Source organism: Streptomyces sp. IBSBF 2435, from assembly GCF_036815005.1.
Taxonomy (GTDB): domain Bacteria; phylum Actinomycetota; class Actinomycetes; order Streptomycetales; family Streptomycetaceae; genus Actinacidiphila.
In genome coordinates this window covers 1-26602 of the sequence record NZ_JAJSYW010000090.1, presented here as the reverse complement: position 1 = coordinate 26602, position 26602 = coordinate 1, and the positions used below count along the sequence as shown (strand labels likewise).

The 26602-nt window shown below is 73.8% G+C and carries 28 protein-coding genes and 1 riboswitch; of the genes, 14 read left to right on the top strand and 14 right to left on the bottom strand.

The genetic code is table 11. The annotated features are described in order from the left end of the window. Window positions 1–179: 179 nt before the first annotated feature. A complete protein-coding gene (locus V7E46_RS18765) occupies window positions 180–941 on the bottom strand; it encodes an HNH endonuclease family protein (protein ID WP_333769493.1) in 762 nt (253 codons plus the stop codon). A gap of 218 nt (window positions 942–1159) precedes the next feature. Here V7E46_RS18765 and V7E46_RS18760 point away from each other — a divergent pair, with 218 nt between their 5' ends. From V7E46_RS18760 to V7E46_RS18750, 3 genes are all read left to right on the top strand, one after another. Continuing rightward, complete coding sequence (locus V7E46_RS18760) at window positions 1160–1477, top strand: YkvA family protein (protein WP_329181923.1); 318 nt, start codon at window positions 1160–1162, stop codon at window positions 1475–1477. A gap of 57 nt (window positions 1478–1534) precedes the next feature. Further along, complete coding sequence (locus tag V7E46_RS18755; RefSeq protein ID WP_333769492.1) at window positions 1535–1804, top strand: hypothetical protein; 270 nt, start codon at window positions 1535–1537, stop codon at window positions 1802–1804. A 46-nt stretch (window positions 1805–1850) separates the two neighbouring features. Further along, a riboswitch (guanidine-III (ykkC-III) riboswitch) is annotated at window positions 1851–1918 on the top strand. 11 nt (window positions 1919–1929) lie between these two features. After that, window positions 1930–2811, top strand: coding sequence for an MBL fold metallo-hydrolase (locus V7E46_RS18750; RefSeq protein ID WP_333769491.1), 882 nt, complete (start codon window positions 1930–1932; stop codon window positions 2809–2811). 33 nt (window positions 2812–2844) lie between these two features. Here the strand turns inward: V7E46_RS18750 and V7E46_RS18745 are convergent, their stop codons facing one another. Further along, the gene (locus V7E46_RS18745; protein ID WP_333769490.1) at window positions 2845–3921 is read right to left on the bottom strand and encodes a bile acid:sodium symporter family protein; all 1077 of its coding nucleotides are present in this window, start codon (window positions 3919–3921) and stop codon (window positions 2845–2847) included. A gap of 366 nt (window positions 3922–4287) precedes the next feature. Between V7E46_RS18745 and V7E46_RS18740 the strand changes: the two genes are divergently transcribed. Beyond that, window positions 4288–5082: an EI24 domain-containing protein gene (locus V7E46_RS18740; RefSeq protein WP_333769489.1), complete on the top strand. Its 795-nt coding sequence runs from the start codon at window positions 4288–4290 to the stop codon at window positions 5080–5082. Between the two features lie 7 nt (window positions 5083–5089). On the opposite strand, the gene V7E46_RS18735 is transcribed toward V7E46_RS18740, so the two are convergent. The 5 genes from V7E46_RS18735 to V7E46_RS18715 all read right to left on the bottom strand — a co-directional run bounded on the left by V7E46_RS18735 (window position 5090) and on the right by V7E46_RS18715 (window position 11602). Further along, a complete protein-coding gene (locus V7E46_RS18735) occupies window positions 5090–5308 on the bottom strand; it encodes a DUF6011 domain-containing protein (RefSeq protein WP_333769488.1) in 219 nt (72 codons plus the stop codon). 55 nt (window positions 5309–5363) lie between these two features. Then, window positions 5364–5807, bottom strand: a complete 444-nt coding sequence (locus V7E46_RS18730; RefSeq protein WP_333769487.1) for a hypothetical protein — start codon at window positions 5805–5807, stop codon at window positions 5364–5366. Between the two features lie 51 nt (window positions 5808–5858). After that, window positions 5859–8345, bottom strand: coding sequence for a hypothetical protein (locus V7E46_RS18725; RefSeq protein WP_333769486.1), 2487 nt, complete (start codon window positions 8343–8345; stop codon window positions 5859–5861). A 115-nt stretch (window positions 8346–8460) separates the two neighbouring features. Beyond that, window positions 8461–10764 carry a hypothetical protein gene (locus V7E46_RS18720; RefSeq protein ID WP_333769485.1) on the bottom strand — a complete coding sequence of 768 codons (2304 nt, stop codon included), beginning with the start codon at window positions 10762–10764 and terminating at the stop codon, window positions 8461–8463. Window positions 10765–11110: 346 nt separating this feature from the next. Next, the gene (locus tag V7E46_RS18715) at window positions 11111–11602 is read right to left on the bottom strand and encodes an FBP domain-containing protein (RefSeq protein ID WP_333769484.1); all 492 of its coding nucleotides are present in this window, start codon (window positions 11600–11602) and stop codon (window positions 11111–11113) included. Window positions 11603–11673: 71 nt separating this feature from the next. Here V7E46_RS18715 and V7E46_RS18710 point away from each other — a divergent pair, with 71 nt between their 5' ends. The 7 genes from V7E46_RS18710 (at window position 11674) to V7E46_RS18680 (ending at window position 17592) form a co-directional block, all read left to right on the top strand. Then, the gene (locus V7E46_RS18710) at window positions 11674–12243 is read left to right on the top strand and encodes a TetR/AcrR family transcriptional regulator (protein WP_333769483.1); all 570 of its coding nucleotides are present in this window, start codon (window positions 11674–11676) and stop codon (window positions 12241–12243) included. Between the two features lie 86 nt (window positions 12244–12329). After that, a complete protein-coding gene (locus V7E46_RS18705) occupies window positions 12330–13514 on the top strand; it encodes a GDSL-type esterase/lipase family protein (RefSeq protein ID WP_333769482.1) in 1185 nt (394 codons plus the stop codon). A 375-nt stretch (window positions 13515–13889) separates the two neighbouring features. Continuing rightward, window positions 13890–14297 (top strand): YciI family protein, encoded by a 408-nt coding sequence (locus tag V7E46_RS18700; protein ID WP_333769481.1) that lies wholly within the window; start codon window positions 13890–13892, stop codon window positions 14295–14297. 7 nt (window positions 14298–14304) lie between these two features. Continuing rightward, window positions 14305–15447 (top strand): RNA polymerase sigma factor, encoded by a 1143-nt coding sequence (locus tag V7E46_RS18695; RefSeq protein ID WP_333769480.1) that lies wholly within the window; start codon window positions 14305–14307, stop codon window positions 15445–15447. Window positions 15448–15728: 281 nt separating this feature from the next. After that, entirely contained in the window at window positions 15729–16442 is a 714-nt protein-coding gene (locus V7E46_RS18690; protein ID WP_333769479.1) for a 3-keto-5-aminohexanoate cleavage protein, read from the top strand. A 116-nt stretch (window positions 16443–16558) separates the two neighbouring features. Then, window positions 16559–17026, top strand: a complete 468-nt coding sequence (locus V7E46_RS18685; protein WP_333769478.1) for a hypothetical protein — start codon at window positions 16559–16561, stop codon at window positions 17024–17026. Next, window positions 17023–17592, top strand: a complete 570-nt coding sequence (locus V7E46_RS18680) for a DUF4126 family protein (RefSeq protein WP_333769477.1) — start codon at window positions 17023–17025, stop codon at window positions 17590–17592. Before V7E46_RS18685 ends, V7E46_RS18680 begins: the two co-directional genes overlap by 4 nt. Window positions 17593–17636: 44 nt before the next feature. Here the strand turns inward: V7E46_RS18680 and V7E46_RS18675 are convergent, their stop codons facing one another. The 4 genes from V7E46_RS18675 to V7E46_RS18660 form a co-directional block, all read right to left on the bottom strand. Further along, window positions 17637–18659: an LLM class flavin-dependent oxidoreductase gene (locus V7E46_RS18675; protein ID WP_333769476.1), complete on the bottom strand. Its 1023-nt coding sequence runs from the start codon at window positions 18657–18659 to the stop codon at window positions 17637–17639. Between the two features lie 436 nt (window positions 18660–19095). Further along, on the bottom strand, window positions 19096–19401 hold the full coding sequence (locus V7E46_RS18670) for a hypothetical protein (RefSeq protein ID WP_333769475.1): 306 nt from the start codon (window positions 19399–19401) through the stop codon (window positions 19096–19098). A gap of 331 nt (window positions 19402–19732) precedes the next feature. Continuing rightward, complete coding sequence (locus tag V7E46_RS18665) at window positions 19733–19972, bottom strand: hypothetical protein (RefSeq protein ID WP_333769474.1); 240 nt, start codon at window positions 19970–19972, stop codon at window positions 19733–19735. Then, window positions 19956–20207 (bottom strand): DUF6400 family protein, encoded by a 252-nt coding sequence (locus V7E46_RS18660; RefSeq protein ID WP_333769473.1) that lies wholly within the window; start codon window positions 20205–20207, stop codon window positions 19956–19958. The genes V7E46_RS18665 and V7E46_RS18660 overlap by 17 nt, the downstream gene beginning before the upstream one ends. Window positions 20208–20747: 540 nt before the next feature. On the opposite strand from V7E46_RS18660, the gene V7E46_RS18655 reads away from it, so the two are divergent. Further along, on the top strand, window positions 20748–21305 hold the full coding sequence (locus tag V7E46_RS18655; protein WP_333769472.1) for a hypothetical protein: 558 nt from the start codon (window positions 20748–20750) through the stop codon (window positions 21303–21305). A gap of 144 nt (window positions 21306–21449) precedes the next feature. On the opposite strand, the gene V7E46_RS18650 is transcribed toward V7E46_RS18655, so the two are convergent. The 3 genes from V7E46_RS18650 to V7E46_RS18640 form a co-directional block, all read right to left on the bottom strand. Then, entirely contained in the window at window positions 21450–21857 is a 408-nt protein-coding gene (locus tag V7E46_RS18650) for a rodlin (RefSeq protein ID WP_333769471.1), read from the bottom strand. A gap of 254 nt (window positions 21858–22111) precedes the next feature. Next, on the bottom strand, window positions 22112–22387 hold the full coding sequence (locus V7E46_RS18645; protein WP_333769470.1) for a hypothetical protein: 276 nt from the start codon (window positions 22385–22387) through the stop codon (window positions 22112–22114). 232 nt (window positions 22388–22619) lie between these two features. After that, complete coding sequence (locus V7E46_RS18640; RefSeq protein WP_333769469.1) at window positions 22620–23918, bottom strand: lactonase family protein; 1299 nt, start codon at window positions 23916–23918, stop codon at window positions 22620–22622. A gap of 108 nt (window positions 23919–24026) precedes the next feature. Here V7E46_RS18640 and V7E46_RS18635 point away from each other — a divergent pair, with 108 nt between their 5' ends. After that, the gene (locus tag V7E46_RS18635) at window positions 24027–24203 is read left to right on the top strand and encodes a hypothetical protein (protein WP_333769468.1); all 177 of its coding nucleotides are present in this window, start codon (window positions 24027–24029) and stop codon (window positions 24201–24203) included. A gap of 636 nt (window positions 24204–24839) precedes the next feature. Next, window positions 24840–26602: choice-of-anchor P family protein (locus V7E46_RS18630; RefSeq protein WP_333769467.1), on the top strand; the 1763-nt coding region annotated here is incomplete at its 3' end.

Sequence of the window (26602 nt, the reverse complement as noted above, 5' to 3'; positions counted from 1 at the left end):
TCTGGTGGGCTCGTTGATGTTTATAAGAGACAGCTCCTGACCCGCCCACCCGCTCGTCACCCGGCCCGCCCCGATCAACGTGGCGGGCCTGGTCCATGTGTGCTCCTGGAGGCCCTGCCCGCCGCCCGGCTGTGCCGGATACGCTCTGACGACGGCGAGGAGGCCTCCGCGGCGGCCGGTCAGGACTTCAGGGCGATACCGCGGCTCGACTCGGTGGGCAGCGCCTGGCCGTGGCAGCCGCCCAGGACCTTCGAGATGGCGGCCTTCTCGGCAGTGGTCACCCACAGGCGGTACTTGGCTTTGACCGCGATCTGCCGCGCGACGTAGGTGCACCGGAAGCCTTCGGACTTCGGCAGCCACTTGCTGGCGTCGTCGTCGCCCTTGCCCTCGTTCGCGGGGCCGTCGGCGGCGATGAGGTTCAGGGGGTCGTTGGCCAGCTCTTCACGGGTGGCCTGGGGGAGGGCCGACGCGCCGGTCTGCCAGGCGTTGCCCAGCGAGACCACATGGTCGATCTGGACGGTCAGCGACGTACCGCGGCCGCGGGTGAAGTCGATGGTCCTGCCGGTGTAGGGGTCGTGGAGCTTGCCGGACTCCACCTCGCACTTTCCGTCCAGCTTCACGGAGATGAGGTCGCGGCGCAGGATGTCGTCGCGGGTCTCGCAGTGGTTGTGGCCGCCGGGTGCGCCCTGCTGGTCCGTCCACGCCTCGCCGAAGTCCTTCACCCTGTCGTAGCTGCTGATCGACCCGTCCGGTTTCACCTTGAGCTTGGCCAGCTCCGAGGCCGCCGAGCCCCCGCCGCCCGACCCGGCGGCCGTGTCCTGACCGGAAGGCGCCGCGCCGTCGGTCACATCCTTCGGCTGACACCCCGCCACCCCCAGCATCAGCACCGATACGGCTGCCGCCGCCACCGCCCGCGCCATCACGTCCACCTGTCGGCCCATCACGCCTCCACTCACCACGGCTTCTACCAGGACGGGTTACCGGCCTCCGCCCGAGCACACCTGGCCGGAACCGGCGAAAGGAGAGGACCGCCGTCGTACCGGCCCCGCCCGCTGCCGGAAACAGTCCTGACCGCTCGGGTCGCGTTCGGCGTGGTAGCCGCCGATATCCGGGGCAGGTGTGGGGGCAGGTCGATGGCGGCGGCGCGGAGGTGGTGCGGATGGACAGCACGAAATGGTCGCTGCTCTGGTTGTTGGCGGCAGTCGCCGTCGTCAGCCTGATCGTCGCGATCAGGCTGCTGGTCAAGCTCGTCCGCTCGTGGCGGCTGGTCAAGAGCTCCGGCATCCCGATGTCCACCAAGACGATGTTCTGGGCGTCGGTGGCCTACCTCATCTGGCCCGTGGACCTCCTGCCGGACCCGATCTACATCGACGACGTCGGCTTCCTGCTGCTGGCCCTGCGCTCCCTGCACGCGGCCGCCGCCCGTTACGGGGTGAGCCGCACCGGCAAGGACCTGGGGCCCAAGTCCCTCAAATAGCCCGGGAGGACGGTGGTCGGCGCCGGATTGTCGGTGGTGGCTGGCAGGCTGCCACCCATGGACGCGAGGTGGAAACTACGCCGGGTCTACGGCGCCGATCACGACGACCCCGATCCCGGGCCGCAGCCCGGGCACGACTACGCCGAGCTGGTGGGCGGGGCGCTGGACGGCCTGCTGGTGGACATCACCGGCCGGACCCCCGAGGAGCGCTCCGGCGGCCTCGCGCTGACCACCGAGATCGGCCGCTTCGGCCCCGGCGGCCGTGCCTGCTACGCCCCCCGGCCCGGCGACCCCCACCTGTGGGACTGGGAGGGAGACGCGCCCTGAACCGCCGGGTGGTTGATCGGCCCGCGGCATGCTTGGTATTCTCCGCCCGGAGGCACCCACGCGCCTGCCCCGGACGAGATGTGCGCCGTACCCGGCCTGCCAAGACGACGCTCTCGGGAGACGTCATGGGCGGGACCGCACACCGGATCACCTTCGCGGCCGAGCCGCCGGAGCCCCGCGCGCTGGACGTGCGCTGGATCCACGGATCGCCGTCGGCGAAGCACAACACCGATCCGGACATCCAGGTGCACACCTACGACGAGCACACGGTCATCCTGCGCCAGAACATGGCGGTCAATTACGAGGCGCCCTTCCTGTTCCTGCTGTTCGGCAACGACCGGGCCGTACTGATCGACACCGGAGCCACCGCGTCCGCCGAGTTCTTCCCGCTGCGCCGGGTCGTCGACGACCTGGTCGCGCGCTGGCTCGCGGAGCATCCCCGGGACGGCTACGCGCTGCTCGTGCTGCACACCCACGCCCACGGCGACCACATCGCGGGCGACGCGCAGTTCGCCGACCGGCCCGACACCACGGTCGTGGGCGCGGACGCGGTTGGTGCCCGGGCGTACTTCGGGTTCGCCGACGACCCGGGCCGGGCGGCCCGCGTCGACCTCGGCGGCCGGGTGCTGGAATGCCTGGCCACCCCGGGCCACCACGAGGCGGCCGTCACCTACTACGACCCGCACACCGGATTCCTGCTCACCGGCGACACGGTGTACCCCGGGCGGCTGTACGTCGAGGACTGGGCGGCCTTCCGCGCCACCGTGGACCGCTTGATCGAATTCGCCGGCACCCGGCCGGTCACCCATGTGCTGGGCTGCCACATCGAGATGACCGACGAGCCGGCCGTGGACTACCCGATCCTCACCACCTACCAGCCGCACGAGCCGCCGCTGCAGATGACCGTGGGCCAACTGCGGGACCTGCGCGGGGCGATCGACGAGGTCGGCGACCGCCCCGGACGGCACGCCTTCCCCGACTTCGTCATCTGCCGCAGGGACGCGTAGCACCGCCCGAGGACGAGGCGGCCGGGCGACCCGTCAGCGGGCGACCCGGGCGTTCTGCGGGGTTGTCGGGTCGCCGCCCCCGCTGTGCATCCGGTCCGCGGCGGCATCGCGGTGGACGACGCCGCCCGGCTGGTCGTGCTCGCTCCGGCGGCCCCAGCGGCGGGCCAGCGCGGTGCAGGTCATCAGCTGGATCTGGTGGAAGAGCATGAGCGGCAGCACCATCAGGCCGACGTCTTTGCCCGCGAAGAGCACCGCAGCCATCGGCAAGCCGCTCGCCAGGCTCTTCTTGGAGCCGCAGAAGACGATGGTGATGCGGTCCGCCCGGTCGAAGCCCAGCCTGGCACCGGCCACGCCGGTCACACCGAGCGCCGCCGCGAGCAGGGCGGCGCACAGCGCCAGCAGGGCGAGCAGCCGCCACGGCGACAGCGAGTGCCAGACGCCCGCGACCACGCCCTCGCTGAAAGCGGCGTAGACGACCAGCAGGATCGACCCCCGGTCGACCATGGTCACCGCGGGCTTGTGGGCGGCCAGCCAGTCGCTGGTCCAGCGCCGGGCCGCCTGGCCGAGCAGGAACGGCAGCAGCAGTTGCAGGACCAGCGTCACCGCCGACCCGGCGTCGATCCGGACCGAGCCGCCGAGCAGCGCGGACGCCAGCACCGGGGTGACCGCGATACCCAGCAGGCTGGAGAAGGACGCCGCGCAGACCGCCCCCGCGATGTTTCCCCGGGCCAGCGAGGTGAAGGCGATCGAGGACTGCACGGTCGACGGCAGCAGGCACAGGAACAGCACTCCCCTGGCGAGTTCCGAGCCGAGGACGGGCGTGCTGATCGCCCGGGCGGCCAGCCCGAGCGCCGGGAAGAGGACGAAGGTCGACGCCATGATCGTCAGGTGCAGCCGCCAGTGCCTGGCCCCGTCGAGCGCGGCACGCGGCGAGAGCCGGGCCCCGTAGAGGAAGAACAGCAGGGCGATGGCGGCGGTCGTGACGCCGGACAGGCCGTCGGCGACGCCGCCGCGCGCGGGGAGCAGCGCCGCCACGCCGACGGTCGTGAGGATGGCCAGGATGTACGGATCGACCCCGAAGCGGGCCGGCACGGCACGGAAGGCGGTCAACTGCTCCTCTTTCCGCGGGAGTACGTGTGCCCGGGGCCGCGCGGACCGGAGGGGCCGGGACCGCACTGCGGTACGTTCGCCACCTCGATCCTTCCGCTGCCGGTGCGGCGATTGTATTCAACAGGGTGTGCGGTGCCCGAGCACAGGTCCCGCGCGTACCGGTCCGCGAAGCGCTGCGCGCCCTGGAGGCGGAGGGGTTCCTGCAGTCGCGGACGGACGTTTCCGTAGTGTGCGGCCACAGGGTGGTTCGTGCGGGCGTCCGCGTGGACAGGCGGGAGACATGTCCAAGGTGAGTTATGTGAAGGCGTGGCCGCCGGCTCGCTCCGGTGCGTGCCGGGAGCGTCAGGGCCGGCGGGTGCGGGCGTGATGGCCGCGGGATCCGGGCACGTGGGCGACCTGGGCAGGGGAGTGACCCTGCTGTGGCGGGGGCAGAAGTGGGCGCTGCGGCATCCGCGGGACTGGCTGTTCGGCATGGTGCCGGCCCTGATCAGCTTCGCCGGCTACGTGGTCGCGCTCGTGGCGCTGGTGATCTGGTCGGACGATCTGGTGGCCTGGGCGACGCCCTTCGCCGACCACTGGGCCGCCGCCTGGCGCGACCTGTTCCGCGATCTGACGGTTGCGGTGGTGGTGGGCGGCGGGCTGCTGCTCGCGGTGGTCTCCTTCACCGCGGTCACGCTGCTGGTGGGCCAGCCCTTCTACGAGGCGCTGGCAGGCCGGGTCGACGAGTCGCAGGGCGGCGCGCCCGCGCCGCTGGAACGGCCGCTGTGGCAGGAGCTGTGGATCGGGCTGCGCGACAGCGTACGGCTGCTGGTGCGGGTGGCCGCGTTCGCCGTGGTGCTGTTCGTGGCGGGCTTCCTACCGGGAATCGGCCAGACGGTGGTGCCCGTCGTCGGCTTCTGCGTCTCCGGCTTCTTCCTCACCCAGGAGCTGGCGTCGGTGTCGATGCAGCGCCGCGGGGTCGGGCTGCGCGAGCAACTGCGGCTGATGCGGGGACGCCTCGCGCTCGTCCTCGGGTTCGGGGTGCCGCTGGTGCTGGCCTTCCTGGTGCCGTTCGTCGCGGTGCTGCTGATGCCGGGCGCGGTCGCGGGCGCGACCCTGCTCACCCGTGAGCTTCTCCCGCCGACGGCTCCCGTGGTGCCCGGGGCCCCCGGAAGGGCGTGAGCACGCGTCATGCCTCGGGCAGCGGCTCCTGCTCGACCTCGAACCGCCCGGGTCCGCGTACCTCCCGCAGGCCCAACTTGTGCGCGCAGCCTTCGCCCAGACCCCGCATCCGCGCCTCCCGGCCGGTCAGCCGGTGCCCGCACATGGCGCAGTGCACCACGCGGTAGCCCGCCGCCAGTTCCTGGTCCGTCGCGAGGCCGGGCAGCGGGGCGGGATCAGGGCGCATGGGGACAGTGTGCCGAAACCGGCCCGGTCCCGGGGCACGACCGGTGCCGTACGAGTCAGCTCTCCTGCGCGTCCGCCGCGCCGGCCGCTCCCCCCGCGATCCGGGCCGCCGCCTGCAAGGCGGTGTCGACGGTCGGATGGACGAGCACCTGGCCGAGCGCGGGAAGGATGGCCGGCAGATTGCGTACGAACCAGTCCCGCGCGTGTTCCAGGGCCTGGCCGTCCGGCGGGTCCTCCCGCGCGGCCCGGTCCAGGACCGACACCTGCGCCAGGGCAGGCCCCCGGAGCGCGCCCGTCTGGGCCTCGACGCTGCCGCGCAGGGCCGTCAGCGCCTGCTCCAGCCGCTCCGAGCTGTCCTGCGCGCCGAGCGCCGACGCCTGGACGAAGGTGTTGCCGGATCCGACGCCCACCACCATCGAGCCGCCGCTCACTCCGCTGATGTCCAGCCGCTGCGGGGTGGCCGGCTGCTCGTCTCTCCCTCGTGCCCGTCCGAATCGCATGGAGCCGGCCCGCCTTTCCGTTCTCGTCCGCTCATGTCTGGTCTGGTCTTGTCAGGTCCGGGCTCGGGTGGCCGGGGCTGCCGTCCCGGTCGGTGGCGGCGTGGACCCGATCGGCTCCGGCGGGCCCACCAGGGCGGCCAGCGACGGCTCGACCAGCCCGACCAGCCCGGACAACGGCAGCAGGCCCACCGGCTGGCAGGCGGTTCCCGAGATCGTGTCGTCCCCGAAGCTGAACTCGATCCCGGCCGGGGTGACGTTGAGCGCCACCCCGCCCTTGGTACGCATGTCGGACAGGGTCTGCCTGAGGTCCGCGCTGCTCCACCCGGGCTGGCTGTCGCAGTCGCTGATCTCCGGCAGCGCCTGCAGGCCGGCGCTCAGCGTGTCGATCCCGGCCTGCGTGTAGGCCGCGGGAGCGAGGATGTCGTCCGAGCCGAGCAGCGCGCCCTTGTCGGTCCGCAGCGTCACGGTGAAGACCTCGTAGCTGACGTCGGCCGCACCGCTGTTGTGCACGTACGCCAGGTACTTGACCGAGACGACCTTCCCCGTCTGATAGACCGTGTACGAGATGTCCAGCGTGGCCGGATCGGTCCCGGGGATCCCCGCGTCCTGCTGGGTGGTCCGGCCGGTGAACGAAGCGATCGTCCGGTCCACCGGGGCGCGCAGCTCCGCGTTGACCGTGTTCTGCACCGCCGCGTCGGCCATGCCGGACGCCACCGGGTATTTCGCCTGGACCCGGTAGGGACTCGGAGCGCCGTGCGAAGAGCTGTCGTCGTGCGCGCTGAACGCGAGCCGCACAGGTCCGGTCGCGGTTGTCGTGGATCCGGCGTCACCCGGCGCGGCCGGGGGAGAGACGCGCGCGCCCGAGGGGGAGGAGTGGCCGCCGGTGAGCGCCACCGCGCTGGCCGCCGCCGCCACGACGACGACCGCGACGCCCACCCCCGCCGCTCCGTGCCCGGCGCTCAGGACACGCCTGGAGGCCCGGGTGACTCGGCGGGCGCGGGACACCCGGGCGGTCTCCCTGCCGCCCGACGCGAGGTGCGAGCCGTGGTGGGCTGCTCCGCCGAGGTGGGGGATCACCCCGGGGTGGGCCAGCAGCTCCGCCAGCGCGGCCAGTGCCGCGGCTGCGGCGATCCGGTCGCCGCGCACGAGGGCGCCGGTGTGCTGCTCGTTGAGGAAATACTCGAGGTCCTCCGGCCGCCCGGCCGCCGTCGCACACTGCACGCCCAGGGCGGCCAGTTTCGCCCAGGTGGTCAGGCTCCCGCCGGCCAGGGCCGGCGGCCCGCTCGCGCGGATCAGCCGGGAGGCGGTGTCCTTGGCGCCCGCGGCGACCAGGGCCTGGGCCACGGCCAGGCACAGCCGCGCGTCCGGCAGCGGAACCGGCGACGCTGCCGGGACCGTGCCCGGGACCGGCGCCGCCGGATTCGGCCCCGCGCCGCCGGCCCCCGCCTCCCCGGCGGCCGGGCTCGGCGACGTCGCCTCCCGGATCAGCAGCAGCAGCCCTTCGGCGGCGACCCGCGCGTCCGGGACCTCCCCGGTCCGCGCGAGTACCGAGGCGCAGTCCGCCGTCACGGCGTAGGTCCCGGCGTGGAGCTGCGCGAGCCCGGCACGCTCCAGCTCCGCGCCGGCGCCGGCGGCCGGCAGTCCCGTCAGCGGCCCGAACAGCGCGGCCGGCAGCGGGCCGTACGAGCCCAGCGCGATCAGCCCGCGCAGGGCGGGCTCGCTCAGCCCCGAGATCAGAAGCGCGATCTGGTCCGGCACCGGGAGGTCGAGCCGCCGGGTGCTGCGCGGGTCCGCGACCGCGCGCTCCAGGAAGGCCGCCAGGACGACCAGCCGGGCCGCCTGCCCCTCGGCCAGCTCGTGGGCCCGGGCGACCTGCACGTTCTCGATGCCGCTGAGCCGTCGGCCCAGGCGCTGCTCCACCAGCTCCCGTGCCTGGTCCTGGCCCAGCGCCGGCACGTCGCGGACCACGCCGGAAGCGTGCAGGGTCTGCCGCTGGGACGTCAGCAGGAACACGCAGTCGGGGAAGGTGCCGACCAGGCGGTCGAGATCGGCCGCCGGCAGGTCGCAGTCGGTCACCACGATCACGCCGCTCGGCCGTAGTCGCGCGGTGTCGGTCCGGAGCACCGCCTCGTCCGGCTGGTGCCAGACGACGCCCAGCAGCAGCTCGGCCAGCCGCCGGTAGAGCGACTCCAGGGTGTGCGGCTCCGTACCGCCGAGCAGTTGCACGCCGCGTACGCCGTGCTCCGCCAGCCGGGCCACGACCGCCTCGGCCACCGCCAGCCGGCCGGCGCCGTCCGCCCCGCACAGCTGCACCGTTCGACCCGCCAACAGGTCGGCCGCGGTCGGCTCGACGAGGCCGGTCCGTCCGACCAGCGGGCGGCGGCCGGGCAGCGCGCGGAAAACCGGCAGCTCACGCAGCGCCGCGGGGAGGGCCGGCGACCTGTCGGTGAGGGCCGAGGCGCCCCCCAGGGTGACCTGGAGGGCCACATTGCCGTTCCCGACGATCACCTGGGAGCCGACGATATTGCTGAAAGTCATCGCGACCGCGGCACCGGCCGCCTGTCTTCCCGATCGCCCGCGCGATCCCTTCCGTTCCATTCGCGCCCTCTCGTGGTGCATCCGTTCCGCCGGCCGCCCGCGCCGCCTCGTCCGCTTACTTCTCCGTGCCGGTGGCCCACGCCTGGACCTGGGGATCGACGAGTCCCGACAGCTGGCCGAACGGGATCGTCGTACCGGTGCCGGCCGTGGTGCGGCACACGAATTCGGCACCGAGGTGGAACTGCACGCCCTGACCGGTCAGCGTCATCACCCCGGCGGCCAGCGTCCGGGGGGTCAGCGCGTCGCAGCCCGGGCCGTCTGCCGTCCGGTAGCCGCGGGCGGCGAGCAGGGAGATCAGCCGGGCCGCACCGGCCGGCGTCGCGGCCCGGGCCGTGAGGATCGTCTTCTGCGGCACCGCCGCGCCGGTGTCCTTGCGCACGACCAGCGCCGTGTCGGAGTCCCCGCCCGCCTGGTCGGAGGCGTGGAAGGAGTAGTAGAGCGAGAGGAGATTCCCCGCCTGGTCGACGGTGGTCTGCTCGTCGGCCACTTTTCCGGGCGCTATGGGATCGCCGAACTGCGCCTGGCTGGCAACGTCGTTGAAGACGGCCACGGCCCAGGCGACCACCGGCTGCTGGAGCCGCTGGTCGACCTGCCGGCGCAAGGCGGCGTCCGCGACTCCTGCGGACACGACGGGATATTGCGCCGTCACCGAGTATGCGGACTCAGCGAGCGCGGTCAGCGGCTGGCTCTGGAGCGCTACGTCCCAGGTGGCGGCCGTACCAGCCCCCGTGGTCGCGCTCCGCGGGTGGGCGCTGCCGGAAGGCCCCGGCCCGCTCGCGCCGGGGGTCGCGTTCCCGGTCACCGCGGCCACGGCGACGGCGCCGCCGACGACCGCGGCGACGGCCAGCGCTCCGACCGCTCCGTGGCCGGCCGCGAACACGCGGCGGGCGCCGCGCAGCGCGCGACGGGGCCGGCCCGGGTGCGGCGGCCCCGCACCCGGTGCCGCGATCACGTGGGTGCGCAGGCATGCGGCCAGCGCGGCGAGCGCCGACGCGGCGGCGACCCGGTCGCCCCGGACCAGCGCCTCCGTGTGCTGCTGTTCCAGGAACCAGCGCAGATCCCGATCGCGCCCGGCCGCTGTCGCACTGCGCACACCGAGCACCAGCAGCGCGCCCCATAAGGCCAGTTGGCCCGACGCGAGCACGGACGGCGCGGCGGCCCGGACGAATCGTGCCGCCAGATCCCAGTCCCGCTCGGCGCACAGCGCCTCGGCGACCGCCAGCGACAGGCGCGGCGCGGGACGTAGGCCGGCTCCCGCGGCGAACGCCGCCAGCAGACTCTCGCCCGCGACCCTCGGGTCCGGCTTTCCGCCGTCCAGCGCCGCCGCCTGCGCGGCCTCCGGGATCGCCGCCCAGACGTCCTGCGTCGCGGCGACCAGTCCGGCCCGGTCGAGGTCGGCGAGCGCGGCCGTGTCCCCGGCCGTCCCGGTGAGCAGCGGGATGAGCGGCGCCGGGCACGGGCCGAAGCCCGCCAGCGCCGTCAGAACCCGGCGTGCGGGTCCGGCCAGCCCGGACACCAGCAGGGCGATCTGGTCCGCGACCGACACCTCGACGCGCTCGGTCTGCCGGGGGTCGGCAGCCGCGCGCTCCAGGAAGGCCGCCAGCACGATCAGCCGTGCCACCTGGCCTTCCGCGAGTTCGTACGCCCGCGCCACCTGCGCCGGCTCGGCACCTCGCAGGGGCCGGCCGAGCCGGCGCTCCACCAACTCCCGTGCCTGGCCGGGAGTCAGCGGGGGCACCTCACGGGCGGTGACACCACCGGGCCCGGTCCTGGGCGTGGAGGTGAGGAGGAAGACGCAGTCGGGGAACGTACCGGCCAGCCGGGTCAGGTCCGCTGCTTCCAGCTCGCAGTCGGTCACCACGATCACACCGCCAGGCCGGAGCCGGGCGGTCGCGGCGCGCAGCACCGGCTCGTCCGGCTGGTACCAGACGACCCCGAAGAACAGCCGGGCCAGCCGGCGGTAGAGCGAATCGAGCGAGTGGGGTTCCGCGCCCCCGAGCAACTGCGCGCCCGCGCTTCCGCCTTCGGCCAGCCGGTCGACCACCGCCTGCGCCACCGCCGACCGCCCGAGCCCGGGTGCGCCGAACAACCGGGTGCTCCGGCCGGCCAGCAGCCCGTCGGCCACCTGCTCGACGGTTTCCGCCCGGCCGACCAGCGGCCGGCGATCACGCAGCGCGCGCAGCGGGGGGAGGGCCTGGAGGCTCAGGACGGCCGGATCGATTCCCGCGCCGACGGTCGTGGCCTCGTCCGGCAGGATCTGCACGGCGATCGCCCCGTCGCCGACCACGATCTGGGAGCGGAACACCTCATGGACCAGGCCCTCCCCGTACGGGCCCGCTCCGACCGGCTCCTGACGCATTCCCCGACTACGACGCCCGGCCATCACCGCTCCATCCACGACGAGCTGGAACAACCTCGGAACACGAGAGGCCGCCGCGGCTCCGTCCCCGCCGCGGTGGGCGACGACGACCGCCGGTGCCGGACCCGGCCGAGAACGTACGCGGACTTCCTGGCCATCCGGCACTTGCCTGGTCAAACCGTAGCCCTGTTATCGCCCCCAAGGGGACAAAATCAGAAATTCACGGACCCGTAACGAGACGCCGGATCCCGCGCTTGCGAACCGCGTGCCCGCGCGGGAAGCGCGGGCGCGCCGGAAGGGGGCGCGGTCACCCCGGCGAGGCCACGCGGCCACTTCGGCGAGGGGGTCACGCGGTCACCTTGGCGACGAAGGCCGCAATGTTCGCCACGGTCCGCTGGATCTTCTCCTCCAACGTGATCGTCTCGTGGATCCGGGAGCCGGCGCCCGCGTCCTTCTTGCCCCGCACGTAGAGCGAGCAGGCGAGGTCGCCGCATATGTAGATGCCCACCGAATTGCCCTGCTGCCCGGCCTTCCCCGCCTTCGGCGCGACCATCAGGGAGACGCCGCCGGTATGGGTGGTCACGCACACCGAGCACATGCTGCGCCGCGTCTGCGAGAAGGCGGGCCTGGGGCAGCGCGCCGCGAGGGCCGTCGGGCGGCCGTCCAGCTCGGTGACGAGGTAGGCGCGGTCGGGGGCCTGCGGATCCCGCCAGCCGAGGTAGTCCAGGTCCTCCCAGGGCAGGTCGGCCAGGTCGCGCGGGACGGACAGCCGCTTCGCCTCGCCCTTGGTGCAGTTCACGAACGCGGCACGGATCTCCCGCTCGGTCAGTGGTGTCATACGGGCCAGGCTAATTTGCCTAAACCTATTAGGCAAATGCATAATAGGTCTCACCAGAGGGGAGCAAGGCTATGGCACGCGCAGGGCTGACCCCGGAACGGCTGGCCCGGGCGGGAGCGGAGCTGGCCGACGAGGTCGGCTTCGACCAGGTCACCGTCTCGGCGCTCGCCCGGCGCTTCGACGTCAAGGTCGCGAGCCTGTACTCGCATCTGAAGAACTCCCAGGACCTCAGGACCCGGATCGCCCTGCTCGCCCTGGAGGAGCTCGCCGACCGGGGCGCCGCCGCACTGGCCGGGCGGGCCGGCAAGGACGCCCTGGCCGCCTTCGCGGACGTCTACCGCGACTACGCCCGGGAGCACCCCGGCCGCTATGCCGCGGCCCAGCTGAGGCTGGACCCGGAGACGGCCGCCGCCAGCGCCGGGGTGAGGCACGCGCAGATGACGCGGGCGATCCTGCGCGGCTACGACCTGGCCGAGCCGGACCAGACACACGCGGTCCGGCTGCTGGGCAGCGTCTTCCACGGCTACGTCAGCCTGGAGACGGGGGGCGGGTTCAGCCACAGCAGCCCCGACTCGCAGGAGACCTGGCCGCGGATCGTGGACGCCCTCGACGCCCTGCTGCGGAACTGGCCCGCCCCCTGACCGGGCGCCCGTACCGGCCGGATGACGCTGCCCGCGCGGCGCACCGGCGAAGCCGAACAGACACTCTGACCAAACAGGTTGGGACCATGCACACCGATGACGACTGGATCACCACACCCATCACCGCGGACCTGCTGCGCGGCGCCCTCGACCTGGAGCGCACCGCGCGGGGCGTGCTGCCGCACCGGCTGCCCGCCTGGGTCCGCGAGCAGTTCCCCGACGGCCAGCTGGCCATGGTCGAGGCACAGCCGTCCGGCGTACGGCTGGTCTTCCGCACCCGGGCCACCGCCGTCGAGCTGGACACGCTGCCCACCAAGCGGGTCTACGTGGGCGCCCCGCCCGGCCCGGACGGCGTGTACGACCTCCTCGTCGACGGCCGCCTGGCCGGACAGGCCGGTGTGAAGGGCGGCAACACCCTGACGGTCGACATGGCCACCGGGACCATCGAGAGCCGGCCCGGCCCGGCCGGCACCCTCCGCTTCACCGGCCTGCCCGGCAGCGCCAAGGACGTCGAGATCTGGCTGCCGCACAACGAGACCACCGAACTCCTCGCCCTGCGCACCGACGCTCCTGTCGAGCCCGTCGCTGCCGGGGACCGCAGGGTGTGGCTGCACCACGGCAGCTCGATCAGCCACGGCTCCGACGCCGCGAGCCCCACCACCACCTGGCCCGCGCTCGCCGCCTCCCTCGGCGGCGTGGAATTGGTCAACCTGGGCCTGGGCGGCAGCGCCCTGCTCGACCCGTTCACCGCGCGGACCATGCGGGACGCTCCCGCGGACCTGATCAGCGTCAAGGTCGGCATCAACCTGGTCAACGCCGACCTGATGCGGCTGCGCGTCTTCACCCCGGCGGTGCACGGCTTCCTCGACACCATCCGTGAGGGCCACCCCGGCACGCCGCTCCTGGTCGTCTCACCCCTGCTGTGCCCCATCCACGAGGACACCCCCGGCCCGAGCGTCCCGGACTTCAGCAGCGTCAGCGAGGGAAGGCTCCAATTCCGCGCCATGGGCGACCCCGGGGAACGGGCCGCCGGCAAACTGACCCTCAACGTCATCCGGGACGAGCTGAGCCGCCTGGTGAAGCAGCGGGCGGGCGACGACCCGAACCTGTTCTACGTCGACGGCCGTGACCTCTACGGCGAAGCGGACTTCGCCGAACTGCCGCTGCCCGACCAGATCCACCCGGACGCCGCCGCCCACCGCCGCATCGGCGGGAACTTCGCCGCTCGGGCCTTCGCCTCCGGCGGCCCGTTCAGCGCCGAGGGCGGCTGAACGACCCGCGGCCGTCCCACAGTTCGACGTCGGGGTGGAGCCGGTCGACCGTCCAGGTGCGCATGCGGCGTACCGCGAAGGTGCGGGCGGGAAGGAGGACGAGGCACCACCGCACGATGTGACGCCCGCCACGACCGTTCCCCCCGGGCGTCCGGCTGCTGGCGCCGCGCCCGGCGCACCCCTCCGTCAGCCTCGGAGAACGCGACAGGCGCGCCCTTTCGGACGGCGGCACTGCCCGGCTCGGACGGACGGCTCGCCCGCGTTCCTCTGCGCGAACAAAAGAATCGGGCGGCGATGTCGAGAACGCGTGCCTGGCTCCGTCCCCGCGGTGAAGGCGGCCACAATGGGGTCGCACCGGCACCGAGGAGACATGCGATGGCCAAGTATCTGCTGCTCAAGCACTACCGCGGCGCCCCGCCGGCGGTCAACGACGTGCCCATGGACCAGTGGACGCCGGACGAGATCTCGGCCCACATGCAGTACATGAACGACTTCGCGGCCCGGCTCGAAAAGAGCGGCGAATTCGTCGACGGCCAGGCACTCGCCCCCGGCGGAATGTTCGTCCGCTACGACGGCGAGGGCCGCCCGCCGATCACCGACGGCCCGTTCGCCGAGACCAAGGACCTCATCGCCGGCTGGATGGTGATCGACGTCGACAGCTACGAGCGGGCCGTCGAGCTGGCCGGGGAACTGTCCGCCGCTCCCGGCGCGGGCGGCAGGCCGATCCACGAGTGGCTCGAACTGCGCCCGTTCCTGACCGAGCCGCCCACCATCACGCAGTGACCTCCCGGTGAACGAGCTGCTGCTCCGGAGCCTCACGCCGAGCGTGCTCGGCATCCTCGTCCGCCGCGGAGCCGACTTCGCGGCGGCCGAGGACGCCGTCCAGGACGCGCTGATCGAGGCGGTCCGCGTCTGGCCGGCCGACCCGCCGCGGGACCCGAAGGGCTGGCTGGTCACCGTCGCCTGGCGGCGCTTCCTCGACGCGACCCGGGCGGACACCGCCCGCCGCCGGCGTGAGGACCTGCTCGACGAGGAGCCGGCCCCCGGGCCCGCGCCCGGGCTGGACGACACCCTCCAGCTCTACTTCCTGTGCGCCCACCCGACGCTGACGCCGTCCTCCGCGGTCGCGCTCACCCTGCGCGCCGTCGGCGGGCTGACCACCCGCCAGATCGCCCAGGCCTACCTGGTGCCCGAGGCGACCATGGCGCAGCGCATCAGCCGGGCCAAGCGCGCCGTCTCCGACGTGCGCTTCGACCAGCCCGGCGACGTCGCGACGGTGCTGCGCGTCCTCTACCTGGTCTTCAACGAGGGCTACTCCGGCGATGTCGACCTCGCCGCCGAGGCCATCCGGCTCACCCGGCAGCTCGCGGCCGCGATCGACCACCCCGAGGCGGCGGGGCTGCTCGCCCTCATGCTGCTCCACCACGCCCGGCGCGCCGCCCGCACCGCGCCCGACGGCAGCCTCGTCCCGCTCGCCGAGCAGGACCGCAGCCGGTGGGACACCAGGGTGATCGCCGAGGGCGTGGGGATCCTGCAAGCGGCCCTCGCCCGCGACCGGCTGGGCGAATTCCAGGCCCAGGCCGCCATCGCGGCACTCCACGCGGACGCGCCCACCGCAGCGGAGACCGACTGGGTGCAGATCGTCGAGTGGTACGACGAGCTCGCGCTTCTGACCGACAGCCCGGTCGTCCGGCTCAACCGCTCGGTGGCCGTCGGCGAGGCCGACGGACCACGCGCCGGCCTGGCCGCGCTCGCGGCGCTGGACGACTCCCTGCCCCGCCACACCGCCGTGGCGGCATACCTCCACGAGCGCGACGGCGACCTGACGACAGCGGCCCGCCTGTACGCGGAGGCGGCCTCCAAGGCCCCCAACCTCGCTGAACGCGACCACCTGACCCGCCAGGCCGCCCGCCTCAACACCCGCCGCCGCTGACGGATTTCCCCGACCGTATGCCCCGTGAACCGCCGTCAGGCGGTGGGTGCACGCCCGTTCGGCCGTGTGGGATGCTGGGCAGGCCAGGCGGGAGACCGGCACAGAGGCGACGGTCTCCGGTGGGCAGCCTCATTCGCGTCGCGGTATCGGGGATGGCGGTATGGGCTTCGTGCTCATGGCCATCGGCTCACTGGCGGTCCTGTCCGGCGCCGGAGCGGCCCTGTCCGGCAGAGCGCTGCCGCGGCCCCTGGCCGGTCGGCGAGCCTGGGAGGATCACGCTCATGCTGCAAGTGTGTCTGAACGGTGCCAGAACGCGCGCCGAATGCCCTCACCTCCCCGTGACCCCGCAGGAGCTGGCCGCGGCAGCCCGCGCGGCCGTCGCCGCCGGCGCCCGGGACATCCACCTGCACCCCAGGAACGCTGACGGCGAGGACACGCTGGAGCCCGCCGCCGTCGCCGCGGCCCTCACCGCCGTGCGGGCCGCCGCCCCGGGCGTCCCCGTCGGCGTCACCACGGGGGCCTGGGCCACACCGGACCCCGCGGAGCGCGCGTCCCAGGTCTGCTCCTGGACGGTCCTCCCCGACCACGCCTCGGTGAACTGGCACGAGGACGGCGCCGCCACGGTCGCCGCCACCCTGCTGGACCGGGGCATCGGCATCGAAGCGGGCATCTACTCGGGGACACAGGCAGTGCGGCGCTTCCTCGGCTGGACGGACTCCCACCGCGTCCTGCGCGTCCTGGCCGAGATCACGGACACCGATCCGCGGACCGCGCCCCGTACCGCAGCCGGGCTTCTCGGCGAACTCCGCCCCGCCGCGGAATCGCCGGTCCTGCTCCACGGCGGGGACGAGGCCGCCTGGGCCGTCCTGGAGATGGCCGCGTCCCTTCGGCTGGACATGCGGATCGGCCTGGAAGACGTGCTCCAGCTGCCGGACGGGACGACAGCCGAGACCAACGCCGACCTCGTCCGTGCCGCACGCGGCATCATCCCGTAGGCGTTCAGGCGTTCAGGCGGCTGACGTCGGGCCCGCGCCCTTCCCGCGGGACGACCAGGGGGTATATCCGGCAAAACGTGTGGTTTCGGTCACCGCGCGCCGGGCATCCGCACACCATGATGGGAACGCTGATACGAGGATCCGTCGCCGGGGCCGCCGGTACGACACTGCTGAACGCGATGACCTACGGGGACATGGCGCTGCGCGGCAGACCCGCGAGCGACGTGCCCGAGCGGACCGTGGTCGCGCTGGCCGCGAAGGCCGGTCTCGGCGTCCCCGGTGAGGGGCGAACGCGGGAAAGCCGGCTGACCGGGCTGGGCGCGCTGTCCGGGATCGCCGTGGGAGTGGCCGCAGGCACCGCCGTGTCGGTGATGCGGCGAGCGGGCCTGCGGCTGCCCTGGTGGGCCGGCGGCGTACTGACCGGAGCCCTGGCCATGGCAGCCACCGACCTGTCCATGGCCGACCTCAAGGTCAGCGACCCCCGCACCTGGTCCGGCGCCGACTGGCTTTCCGACGCGGTGCCGCACCTCGTGTACGGCCTGGTGACGTACGGCGTCCTGGTGGCCGCGGAGCCGCGCTCATGAGGGCGCCGATCCCCGTGCTGGCGGGAGCCGGGCTGGCCGGCGCGGCGTCCGGGCTGCGCAGCCAGATCGGCCTGGCGGCCGTCTCGATGAGCGCCCCCCGCACGCTCGATCCGCGTCCGGGACCGCTCGCGCTGCTGGCCAGGCGCCCCGTCCGGGCGGCGACCGCGACCGCGGCCCTCGGCGAGCTGGTCGCGGACAAGCTCCCGCAGACCCCGAGCCGCCTCGGCGCGCCCGGCCTGATACCCCGCGTCGTCCTGGGCGCGCTGGCCGCCACCGTGCTGGCCGCCAGATCGGGGCGGGACGAGGGCGGCGACCGGTCCGACACGTTCGACGGCCGTGATCACCAGGCCTGCCCTGCGGTCCCGGCGCCCACGCTCGCCGTCGCCGCGGTCCTCGGCGGCATCGCCGCGGCCGGTGCCGCATTCGCCGGCGCCTGGTGGCGGCTGACGGCCGGGCAGTACGGCCGTCCCGACTGGCCCGCGGCGGTGATCGAGGACGCGCTGGCCGTGGCACTGGTCTGGACGGGCTGCTCCCTGGCCGCCGGCAGCAGCCGTACCGCGGGCTGAGCCCCGCTGCCCCGCCGCCCGCCGTCGCGCAGCCCGCGCGGGACTCAGGTCTCGGCGGGCCGCCAGCCCAGCGCGGGCCCGAGTACGGTGGCGATGTCGGTGAGGATCTGGACGTAGTCGTCGTGCTCGAAGGTGAAGGGCAGCGCGAAGGCGACCTCGTCGATCTCCCGGAAGGCGGCGTGGGCGTAGAGCTGCTCGGCGAGCCGCGTGGAGGGTCCGACGAGGTCGGGCGCGTACATCAGGCGCGCGGGTCCGTGCGGTACGGCGGTACGCGGCAGGCGCTCGCGCGCGAAGGCCTCGTATCTGGAACGCTGCTGCGCCGAGGCGTTGTCGGTCGGGATGACCACGAGCCCCTGCGAGACGCGGGCCCGCCCCGCGTCGGGGTGCTGCTCGCGGAAGGCCCGCACGTGCGAGAGCTGGATCGCGGCGAAGTCCTCGGACTCCTCGGCCTTGACGACGCTGCTGGTCAGGAAGTTCATGCGGTGCTCGCCCGCGAACCGGGCGGACCGCAGGCTCGCGCCGCCGTACCACATGCGGCTGCCCAGTCCCGGTGCCTGGGGCTGGACGCGGTCGGAGAACGCCTCGAAGCCCACGGTCCCGCTGAAGTCGCTGGCGGGTTCGCCGCGCACGAAGTCCAGCAGCCGCAGCACCCGTTCGTAGCCGAAGTCCTGGTTGTCGGCGGTGTCACCGTAGAGCGCCTGCTTGACGCGGCCGTAGTGCATCGGCGGGCCGACGCTGACCCCCGGGCTGAGCCGGCCCCCCGACAGGATGTCGACCGTCGCCAGATCCTCGGCGAGCCGCAGCGGATTCTCCCAGCCCAGCGGGATCACCGCCGTGCCCAGGCCGATACGGCTGGTGCGCTGTGTGGCCGCCGCCAGCACCGCGACGGGCGAGGAGATCCCGTATTGCAGATGGCGGTGCCGCACCCAGGCGCTGTCGAAGCCCAGGCGCTCACCGAGCTCGATGATCTCCAGGGTCGACTCGTGCCCCCGCCGCGGATCCGCGGGGTCGAACAGGCCGATCGTCAAGAACCCCAGCGCCCGCAACGGCTCCGAGTCCAGCGGCATCGCGTTCCTCCCTCGTCCGTCCCTTGTCCCGCCGCGTGGTCCAGCGTTCGAGGGCCGCGTCAAGCCGGCCGTGGACCGGGAACGCCAGGTCGATGTCCGACCACCGGTCGGCCGCGCCGAGCGCATCCGGCCCGGTGACCGCAGCCCCGGCGGTGCCGCCATCGTCCTCAGCGGCTGCGAGCAACCGTCCCCGGACCCGCTTCCGTGCCTCGGCGTCGAACACCTCGCAACCCTATCCGCCGGCCCCGCCACCAGCGGGCACCCGCTCGGTGCCGCCCTGCCGGCGGCTGCGGACCGCACCCGCACGACAGCGCCCCCTCCCGGTGTGCGAGCTTGCCGGGAAGGGGCGTCTGGCGTACTGGGCCCGCCGGCCTCCTATGGCCGGACCTGGCGGGCGTACCGTCCGCGGTTGTTCACCCGCGTGTACGCGACGGCGTCAGCAGGTGGTGTCGGCCTGGCGGAACCAGGCGTCGCTGTGGCCGTTGCCGTGGCCGAGGTGGTACCACGTGCCGTTGACGAGGGCCACGTTGCCGGTGTCGCTGATGCCGCCCCCGGGAGCGACGGAGTAGACCCAGGTGCTGTCTCCGCCGCCGGGGGAGGAGTAGAACGGCGCGGTGTTCACGGCGGAACAGTTCGCCGTATTGGCGGTGGCGCCGGCCGGAGCGGCGGCCAGGAGCCCGCCCGCGCCCAGTAATGCCGCGGCGAAGGCGCCCGCGAGAGTGCGTTTGGTGCTGCGCATCATGATCGTCTCCCATGCTGGGTGTCTGCCGCCCCGTCGGGGCGGCTGCGTGCGCCGGGGCTCCTGCCCGCCGCCGCCACCGGAACACGGCCGACAGCCATCCCCCCAGGGTCCGCCGAGCAGGTTCACGCCAACACCAAGCCGCCACGAACAGTGCATGCGGAATGATCCGGACATTCGGTCCACGCGTGCTCACCCGCCTGCCCCAGCAGAAACCCGCTGGCGCGCGGCCTACCGCGTACCACCACGCAGAGCCGCCGAGAGTTGACCGGATATGTCCCGGCCGGCCCGACAGGCAACGTTCACCGAGGCGCGAGCCGAGCCGAGGACCGGGCTACGGTGTGCCGTCGCCGGGGCGGGCGGCGGCCGGGCGGGTGTTCAGCGACCACGTGTGCGTGCACTGGGGGCACTGCAGGTGGACGACCGGTCCGTTGTTGGAGAGCAGATAGCGCCAGTGCTCGTCGCAGTTGCGGCGGTCCGCGCAGGTCGGGCAGCGGCGGGCGTCGTCGCAGACGGGGCAGGCCACCCAGGCGCGACGGGAGATGTCCGCGTGCGGATCAATGGGCAGCCGCACGGCCCGGCTCCTCCCCCGGCAGGACACCGGCCGCCACCAGCAGGTCGTAGGTGCGCTGCTGCTCGGCGTCCAGGCCCGAGTAGAGGAGCGCGTACGCCTCGTCCTCGCTCCGCAGGGCGGCCACCGGGTCCCAGCCGGACCCGAGCGCAGCCACGACCTCGGCTCGCCGCCGGCCTTCCTCGAAGGTCAGGTCGATCGTGAAGGTGTGGAGGCCGGTGGCCTTGTCCTGGTTCATGGCGGGACTTCCGGTGCGCGGGCGTAACCACTCCAGCTCTACCAGGCGACCGCATCCGTAGGGAAGGGTGACCTAAGTCGCCCACGGACGGCCCCGGGGCCACGTTCCCCCGACCTGGCGGCGGCGCACCCCCGGATCTGCGTACGGGGCCGGGCCGTTGCCGGCACCCTGCTCCCCGCGGCAGCCGCGGTCGGGCTCCTGGCGCTGTGACGCAGCTCATGGCATTGCCCCGCGCAATGGACCGCGTCCCGCCGTCCGGGCAAGGCGCGGACGCCAGGGCCGCCCGGACCGACCCGGGCGATCCGGCAGCCCCGCCCCGATGACCGGGACCGCCCCCGGGACGTACGACCCGGGCGGCCGGGACCGGCGGCGGGCCGCGGCCGGGCACCACCGGCAACCGGTACGGGAACGCCGATACGCCCCGGAAATCGCTTCCCGGCCATGTGAGTGGGTCCGCCGACCGCGGGCAGGACCCGCTTGGCACGCTCTGAGTGATCCGGCGCCGACCGGCCGCCGGCCGACGACGACCCAGGACCGCCGATGCCGCTGCCCCGCCTCCGCTCCTACGACGATCAGCTGGCCGACTACCTCCGCGGCCGCCTCGACATCCCGCTGGACTCCACCGGCCTCGACGCCCGGAACGTCGCGGACATCGCGGTGGTCGCGGCAGCGGCCTGCGAGGAGTTCACCGCGGCGACGCACCTGCTGGACCTGCTGGCGGCCATACCGCCGCCGACCGGAAACCCCGACTTCTGGCAGGCCCTGGGGAAGGCGTCCGACACCCCCCACCTCATCCCCGCCAACATCGGCCCCCGGGTCCTGCGCGCGCTGGAAGGCGATCCGGCCGGCCTCGCCCACCAGGTCCTGTCCGCGTTCGGCGAGATCACCGCGTCCCACCGGGCGGCTGCCGCCAAGGTGGTCGGCGGGGCCCTGGCCGACACCGCCGACCTGGCCGGGTTCGACCACACCTACATCGGCACCCTGTGGCTGACGGATCTGGAGCAGACGGCATGGCGCGTCCTGCTCGCCGCCAGAACCCGGCCCGAGTCCTTCCAGGCCGCCCGGCTCACCTTCCGCGCAGGCTGGAAGGACGCCTGACGCCGGGACCGGCTGGGCGGATCGGCCCCTGCGGGTCCGTCAGCACATGGTGGTCGGCAGCAGGAAGGGCCGACCGGCCGGGATTGCGGCCGCACCGGCGGCCGGTCCTCGCAGAGGAGTGCCGGCCGCCGGGCGGATGGAGCGTCAGCGGTTCGCGACGCCGTTGCCGGTCAGCACCGGGATGTCGTCGGCGATGTGCGAGAGCGGCTCGTCGCCCTTCGACTGGGTCGAGTTCTCGGCGCACTGCTGGTTCTGCGGCGAGGACAGCACCTGGATGTCCTGGGCCGTGACGGGCACCAGAAGGCCGATCAGCGAGCCGACGTTCGCCTTGACGGGAGCGCCGAGGCAGAGCTTGTTGAGCGAGCCCTGCACCAGACCGAGCTGCGGGCTCTGTTCACCGCCGGTGACCGTGTTGCCGTACGCCTGGACGGCGCCGTTGCCGTTGACGGTGGTGGTCCCCTCGTCATTGCCGATCGCCGAAGCCGCACCGGCGCCGCCGGCCACCACAGCCGCGGCCAGACCGCAGGCCGTCAGGGCACTACTGATACGCATGTCTCTCCTATTACCGTGAACTACGCAAGGGAGAGCAAGCTATCGGGTTTCATGCGTTACCCCTACTTATTCACCCGTACGAGGGCGAGCCGTATGCGCACCCACCAGCAGGGGTTACACGGTGCAGCACGGCATCGGAGTCGTGTTCCTCGTCGCCGCGGTGTGGATCCTGGTCATCAACCTCTGACCCCGGGCCGGCCGGCACCGTCGCCGTTCCGGGACACGGGTGGCCCGGCCCTGGATCAGCGAGGCCTTCAGCCCTTGCAGGCGGGGTCGGGGAGTACGACGGGCGCCGCCTCGCGAGTGGTGACGAACGCGCGGAAACCAGGCGCGCCCGCAACGCACTTGGTCGCGATGTTCGCGAAATGGTCCGGGAAATTGGTGACGTTCGCGGGGCTGTCGTCACCCCGGTGGTTGGCGACGGGTGAATCCCCCGTCCCCCGCTTGTCGCTGGAGCACCCCGCCAGGGCGGCCACAACGATGACAGCGGACAGAACTGCGGTCAGGCACCTCGTCGGCAGTCGCTTCATCTCATCCTCACCTCGACCCGTGCGGTCCGTGTGCGGTCGGACGCCATGAAGGACATGCCGCGGGCCCGCCCCGGTTCCCCTGCGGCAGGGGCCGCCGGCGGCGGGACACGTCAGGCGGCAGCGCCGCGTTCACCGCGGGGTCGGCCCCCAGGACCCGAGCCGCGGCTGAGCCGGCCGGGAGAGGTGCCCTCATCGTCCGCCCGGGCGGACGTATGCCGGGTCCCGCTGAGGCCTACTGGGCCAGTACGCACACCGGGCTCGGTGTCGCGAACGGCGATCCGGCGGCGGTGAGTGCCCCGGTGCCGGTGTCGCGGTGGAAGACGGTCACGGTTCCGGAGTTCTGGTTGGCCGCGTAGAGCAGCGTGCCGGTCGGGTCGAGGCTGATGTGGCGCGGGTAGGCGCCCCCGGCGGGGACCGTGTCGAGGAGTGCCAGGGACGCGCCGGAGCCGCCGACGGAGAAGCGGGCGATGCTGTTGGCGCCGCGGTTGGAGACAGACACGGAGCGGCCGTCGCCGGAGACGGCGACCTCGGCGGGGTAGTTGCGCTCGGTGGGCTGCGCGCCCTGCGGGACGGTGGGCTGGGGGAGCCCGGGTGTGAGGGCGCCGGTCGCCGGGTCGTAGCCGCAGACGATGACGGAGTTGCCCAACTCGCAGGCCACGTAGGCGAACCGGCCCGACGGGTGGAAGGCGAGGTGGCGAGGTCCTGAGCCCGGCTGGACGCTCGCCTGCGATACGGCCGTGAGCTTCCCGGTCGCCGTGTCGAGGCGCGAGGTGTAGACCGTGTCCGTGCCGAGGTCGACGGACAGGACGAACCCGCCCTGCGGGTCGGACAGCACCTGGTGCGCGTGCGGGCCGGACTGCCGGTCCGGGTCGGGCCCGGAGCCGGTGTGCTGGACGAAGCCGGAACGTGCCTGAAGGCTGCCGTCCGCCGCTATCGGGTGGACGGCGACGCTCCCGGAGTCGTAGTTCGCGCTCAGCAGGTGCCGGCCGCCCGGGTGCACGGACAGGTGGCACGGCCCCGACCCTCCGGTGCTCTGCGAGTTCAGCACCCGGGGCGCACTGCCCGCGGGGATCGATACGGCGGTCACCTTGCCGCCCGGCTGCTCGTTCACGGTGTAGAGGTGCGTGCCGGACACGGCCAGGAAGGACGGGTTCGCCACACCGGCGACCGTGCCCGTCGCGGTGATCGCCCCGGTCTGCGGGTTGTACGTCGCCAGGCCGACGCCCTGGCCGGAGCTGGAGGTGTACGTCCCGATGTAGAAGGGACGCGGGCCGACCGCCGAGGGTGTCCTGCTCGGAGCGGGCTTGGCGCCGGTCCGGTCCGCGGGCCGCGCGGACTCGGCCCCGGCGGAGGCGGCTCCCGCGAGCCCCGCGACGACCGCGCCCGCGCCGGCGGCGAGCAGCGCACGCCGGCGCAGCGACGCGGGACGGGCGCCGCCGCCCGTTGCGCCGCCCCTTGCGCCGTCCCGGGCGGCTCCCACGGGGGACGCCCCGCTCTCGCCGCCGGGGCCGGACATGCCGTTGTCGTCCATCTCCCGCACCCTCCAGGTCCGCCATGGCCGCGTCGCGACCTCGTAGCTTCCCTTGAGAGCTTGGCCTGGACCATTGACCTGTGGCAAGGGTGCTGCAGAGATGAAGGTGTGACAGGCGGTACGCCGACCGGTCCGCCGCCGCCCGGCCGGGCCGCCCCCGTGGCGGTCGCCGCCGCGGACGTCGCGGTCGCGAGCCGCGAGGCGATGCCGCGCTCGAACGCCAACTGGTCGGCGGTCAGCGGCACGTCGGCGCAGGCGCCGGAGTCCGGGAGGATCGTGAAGTAGTCCACCAGCTGGATGTGGGCCTGCTGCGAGGCACCGCGGACGGCGTCGGCGACGTTCTCGATCCGTCCGGCCGGCACACCGAAGGTCCGGTTGATCGCGTCCCGGTCCAGGCCCGCGCATGTGGTGCCGCCCGAGGCCTGGCAGGTGGACGCGAACAGGCTGCCCAGGTAGCCGACGTCGTTGCCGCCGATGGTCACGTCCACCACGCGGGTGGCGCTCGTGACGGCCTGCACCTGCGGCGGCCGGCCCGCCTGGCTGTCGCACGGCTCCCGACCCCGCGACCACTCCGGTATCCGATCGGGTGGGAGCGCCGGCCGCGGAGGATCACGGGGGTCCCGGCCGGCGCTCCGGAGCAGCCGGACGGCGTGAGGGGAGCCCGTCGCGGCGGGGGGCGCCGCTGCTCCGCGTGCGCGGGGCGCACGCCACGTTGTCCTCGCTGTGCGCTCCTGCCGCAGGCCCCGCGCGTCAGCAGACTGGCTGCCGGTGTTACGGCCGGGACGCAGGTTGCGGCGCCCCGGCCGGGGCCGCCCGGTACGCCCCCGCCACCGGGGCGGCGGCTGCCGTCCGCCGGGGTCCCTGAGGCGGACGGCAGCCGCCGCGACCCCCGCGGCGGGGATTTTTCGACGAGAGGAAACCGTGCTCAGACTTCCGCAGGCCCGACCGCACCGGTCGTTACCGTCCCGGCGCGCCACCGCGGCGGCCGCCCTGGTACTCGCGGCGGCGCTGGCCGCCGCCGTACCCGCCGCCGCCTCATCCGTGCCCGCCTCCGCCCCGCACGCGACCGCCGCTTCCACGCGTGCCCCCGGGGCTGCGGCGGAGGCGCCCCGCCCCCCGGCTGTGCTGTTCCAGGAGGGGTTCGAGGACGACCCGGGCGGCCCGCGGCTGCTGACCGGCTACACCGGCGCTCCGCCACTCGCCGAGACCTACACCGCCGACCCGGCCTGGCTGACCGAGTGCAACGGCTGGCTGGTCTCGGCGGCCGACCCCGCGACCGCCCCGGCCGGCAGCGCGTGCGGCACATCCTGGCCGCGGCTGCGCACCATGGCGTCGGCGCTGGGCGCGTGGGCCGGGAACGACCCGGCCGCCAACCACGCCGTCACGGCCTACACCGCGGGCGACCCGGGCGCGGGAAAGGTGCAGCTGGAGACGGTGAAACCCGTCCCGTTGCAGGCGGCGAACCGCTTCCTGACGTTCTCCGTGGACGTGGCCGCGGCCAACTGCTTCGCTGCCCACCCGCTGCTCCAGTTCTCGCTGCTCGACGGCGACCGGGCCGTCCCGGCCTTCACCGATCCGATCGACGCGTGCGCGGATCCCGGGCGTACCACCGACGACGGTACGGCCGTCGGGACGTACGCGGGCAATGACGCCGTGCTGTTCTCCGGCCCGTCCGCCGGCGTCCGCCTGGTCAACGCGCAGCCCAGCGGCACGGGGAACGACGCGGCGATCGACAACCTCCGCCTGCTGGACGCCACTCCGCAGCTGAGCAAGAGCTTCGACCCCGGCCTCGTGGCGGTCGGTGACGACACCACGCTGACCTTCACCGTCACCAATACCGCGGAGGAGGCGGCGAAACGGGGCTGGTCCTTCACCGAGCAGCTGCCGCCCGGCCTCGTCGTCACCGACCCGTCGTCCGCGACCACCACGTGCGGCTCGGGCACGGTCGCGATCAGCCCCGGTGGACACGGCATCACCTCCGGCGGTGACCTCGCGGCCGGTCAGGAGTCGTGCACCATCCAGGTCAGCGCGACCTCGGCCCGCAGCGGCACGTACACCCTGTGCGCGGCGGACACCACCGTCCTGCGCGGCGTCGACCCGCCCGGCTGCACCTCGGTGACGTTCGTGGCGCTGCTCATGGACGCGCACGCACAGGTCGTCAAGGCCGCGCCGGGGGCGCCGCTCGCGCCCTCCGACGTCACCTGCACCGAGGACCCGGCGACCGACGACGCCGGGCTGTCGGACACCCATGCCGGCTCTTCGACCGGCTCCTTCACCTCCGCCTCCACGCACGCGGCGGGCATCGCCGGTACGGGCAGCGGCCGTACCGCGACCGCGACGGCCACCGTGAGCGGGCTGCACTTCCTCGGCGGCCTGGTCAGCGCCGACCAGGCCACCGCGACCGCCACCGCGAGCGCGCCAGGCGCCCTCGGCACGGTGACGGTGACCGGCTCGACCACACTGGCCGGGGCGCACATCGGCAACACCAGGACCGCCGCCGACCCGGCGCCCAACACGGTGATCACGTTCCCGCAACTCGGCACGGTCACCCTCAACGAGCAAGTGGTCTACGGCGACGGCCGGGGCATCGTCGTCAACGCCATCCACGTACGGCTCGCCGACGGCACCGACATCGTCATCGGCGGCACCCGAGCCTCGCTCACCCGCACCCCCGGCCCCTGCCC